Genomic DNA, 3351 nt, shown 5'->3' with positions numbered 1-3351 from the left:
GCGTCCGGGTGGGCGTCCGGGTGGGCGTCGGGGCCGCTCATCAGACCTGCACGCGGGCGGCGACGGCGGCCGCGATCTTGTCCACGGCCTCGGCCACGGGGACGCCGTTCTCCTGGCTGCCGTCGCGGTAGCGGAAGGAGACAGCGCCCGCCTCGACGTCCTCGGCGCCGGCGATGAGCAGGAAGGGGACCTTCTGCTTGGTCCAGGTGCGGATCTTCTTGGGCATGCGGTCGTCGGAGTCGTCGACCTCCACGCGGATCCCGCGCGCGCGCAGCTGCTCGGCCACGTGCAGCAGGTGCGGCACGTGCGCGTCGGCGACGGGGATGCCGACGGCCTGCACGGGTGCCAGCCACGCCGGGAAGGCGCCGGCGTAGTGCTCGACGAGGACGCCGAAGAACCGCTCCAGGGAGCCGAACTTGGCCGAGTGGATCATCACCGGCTGCTGCTTGGAGCCGTCGGCGGCGGTGTACTCCAGCCCGAAGCGGGCGGGCTGGTTGAAGTCGTACTGGATGGTCGACATCTGCCAGGTGCGGCCGATGGCGTCGCGGGCCTGCACGGAGATCTTCGGCCCGTAGAACGCCGCGCCGCCGGGGTCGGCGACGAGGTCGAGGCCGGTCTCGCGCGCGGCGGTCTCCAGCACGGCCGTGGCGGTGGCCCACTCCTCGTCGGACCCGATGAACTTCTCGGAGTCCCCGCGGGTGGACAGCTCCAGGTAGTAGTCGTCCAGGCCGAAGTCCTTCAGCAGGCCCAGGACGAAGTCCAGGAGGTGCTTGATCTCCCCGGGCGCCTGCTCGGCCGTCACGTAGCTGTGCGAGTCGTCCTGCGTCAGCCCCCGCACGCGGGTCAGGCCGTGCACGACGCCGCTCTTCTCGTAGCGGTACACCGACCCGAACTCGAACAGGCGCAGCGGCAGCTCGCGGTAGGAGCGCCCGCGCGAGCGGAAGATCAGGTTGTGCATGGGGCAGTTCATGGCCTTGAGGTAGTACTTGCTGTTCTCCAGCTCCATCGCCGGGAACATCGTGTCCTCGTAGTACGGCAGGTGCCCGGAGGTCTCGAACAGCCCGCCCTTGGAGATGTGCGGGGTGCCGACGTAGGAGAAGCCCTCCTCGATGTGCCGGCGGCGGACGTAGTCCTCCATCTCCCGCTTCACGACCCCGCCCTTGGGGTGGAAGACGACGAGGCCGGAGCCGATCTCGTCGGGGAAGGAGAACAGGTCGAGCTCGACGCCCAGCCGGCGGTGGTCGCGGCGCTCGGCCTCGGCGATGCGCTCCTGGTAGGCCTTCAGCTCGTCCTTGGAGGGCCAGGCGGTGCCGTAGACGCGCTGCAGCTGCGGGTTCTTCTCACTGCCGCGCCAGTACGCCGCCGCCGAGCGCAGCAGGCTGAAGCCGTTGCCGACCAGGCGCGTGGTGGGCAGGTGCGGACCACGGCACAGGTCCTTCCAGGCGACGCTGCCGTCGCGGCGGACGTTGTCGTAGATCGTCAGCTCGCCGGCGCCGACCTCGACGTCGGCGCCCTCGGCGGCGTCGGCGGCGCCGGACTTCAGGCCGATGAGCTCCAGCTTGTACGGCTCGTCGGCGAGCTCCGCGCGCGCCTCGTCGTCGCTGACGACCCGGCGCACGAAGCGCTGGCCCTCCTTGACGATCCGCTGCACCGTCTTCTCGAGGGTCTTGAGGTCCTCGGGGGTGAAGGGGCGCTCGACGTCGAAGTCGTAGTAGAAGCCGTCGCGGACGGGCGGGCCGATGCCCAGCTTGGCCTCGGGGAAGTGCTGCTGGACGGCCTGGGCGACCACGTGGGCGGCGGAGTGGCGCAGCACCGCCAGCCCCTCCTCGGAGGAGATCGGCACGCCCTCCACCTCGTCGCCGTCGGCCAGCGGGTGCGACAGGTCGCGCAGCACGCCGTTGACGCGGGCGACGACGACGTCGCGGTCGTCGGCGAACAGCTCCGCCGCCGTGGTGCCGGCCGCCACCTGCTGCGCGTCGCCGGAGCGGGTGATGGTGAGCTGGGCGGACACAGCGTGCCTCCGGAGTGCTGCGGGAAAGGACCCCGTGACTCTATCCGGGTGACGGGTGCGCCGACGCGGCTGCCCGCCCGGGGTCAGCGGCGCCGGTCGGGCAGCCGCAGGCGCACCGCGTCGCCGACGCGCAGCTCCCCCGTCGCCAGGACGGTCGCGAACAGGCCCGCGCAGTGCCGCGGGCGCTCGCCGAGCTCCAGCTCGACGTCCCCGCAGCGCAGCAGGGCGCCCACGAGCTCGCCGGGGTCCGGTTCACCGGGCCCGAGCTCCAGCAGGAGGTTGGCGCGGGAGGAGTCGCCCGCAGCGGGGTCGGCGCGCTGGGCGGTGGTCACCACGTGGACGGGCGCGACCTGGCGGGCCCCGCCCTCGGCCGCGGCGAGGGCGACGCCGGCGACGCCGAGGAAGGCGTCGAGGTCGCCGGAGCCGTCGGGGGTGCGCACGAGCGGCGCCCGGCCGTCCGCGCCGCCCTCCAGGCGCAGCTCGCGCAGGCGGGGGTGGTGCTTGGCCAGCAGGACGGTGCCGTCGGCGGCGGTGAGCACGTGGCCGCGGTCGCCGCGCAGGCCGTCGGGGGTGACCTCGGCGCGCTGCGGGCAGCGGCCGGCGACGGACTTCACGGGGAAGGTGCAGATGAGGCGGAGGACGCCGACGAGGTCGGTCACGGGGTCTCCCGGGTCGTGCTGGTGGGCGATACTGGGTTCGAACCAGTGACCCCCTCGGTGTGAACGAGGTGCTCTACCACTGAGCTAATCGCCCGGTGCGTGGCGCTGACCGCGACCGGCAGGAGAACCATACCGTCTCGGCGGCGGTGCTCGTGACCGCCCCGCGCCTCACAGCCCCGGCACCCGCGTGAGCTGGGCGGTGACCACCTCCGGGGTCCACGCGGGCACGCCCTGCCACGCGAGGTAGCCCCAGACCGCGCCGCCGACGACCAGGGCCGTGCCCGTGGCCAGGGCGCCGCGCACGGCCAGGGAGCGCTCGGCGAGCCAACGCCCCCACTCGTGCACGTGGCGGCGCGCGAAGGCGTTGAGCCGGCGCGCCGAGGAGAACTCCGAGCCCAGCACGGCGAGCCCGAGGAAGACGACGAGCCAGCCCGGGCCGGGCAGCGGCACGAGCACCAGGCCCAGCAGCACGACCGCCGTGCCGGCGGCCCCCACGACGGCCCGGTAGACGCGGTTCTTGTGGGTGTCCGCCCGGATGCGCTCGCGGCGCTCGTGCAGGGCGACCCGCAGGTGGTGCGCCCGGCGCTTGCGCAGGTGCACCAGGTGCCCCGCCCGCCCGGCACCGCGGTCGGGGACGGGCTCGAAGGCCTGCGCACCGGCCTCCTCGGGCCCGCCCGCCAC

3 protein-coding genes and 1 tRNA gene are annotated in these 3351 nt (G+C 73.7%); all 4 read right to left on the bottom strand.

The annotated features are described in order from the left end of the window. Positions 1-40 precede the first annotated feature (40 nt). Entirely contained in the window at positions 41-2011 is a 1971-nt protein-coding gene (gene thrS, locus GTQ99_RS21300) for a threonine--tRNA ligase (RefSeq protein ID WP_166617698.1), read from the bottom strand. 83 nt (positions 2012-2094) lie between these two features. Beyond that, entirely contained in the window at positions 2095-2670 is a 576-nt protein-coding gene (locus tag GTQ99_RS21295) for an MOSC N-terminal beta barrel domain-containing protein (RefSeq protein ID WP_166617697.1), read from the bottom strand. 19 nt (positions 2671-2689) lie between these two features. Next, a tRNA-Val gene (locus tag GTQ99_RS21290) sits at positions 2690-2764 on the bottom strand. Positions 2765-2838: 74 nt separating this feature from the next. Then, positions 2839-3351: TIGR02611 family protein (locus tag GTQ99_RS21285; RefSeq protein ID WP_166617696.1), on the bottom strand; the 513-nt coding region annotated here is incomplete at its 5' end.

It is taken from the genome of Kineococcus vitellinus (assembly GCF_009906315.1).
Taxonomy (GTDB): Bacteria; Actinomycetota; Actinomycetes; order Actinomycetales; family Kineococcaceae; genus Kineococcus; species Kineococcus vitellinus.
Note: the sequence above shows the minus strand (reverse complement) of the source record. Positions and strands in the feature narration are given on the sequence as shown.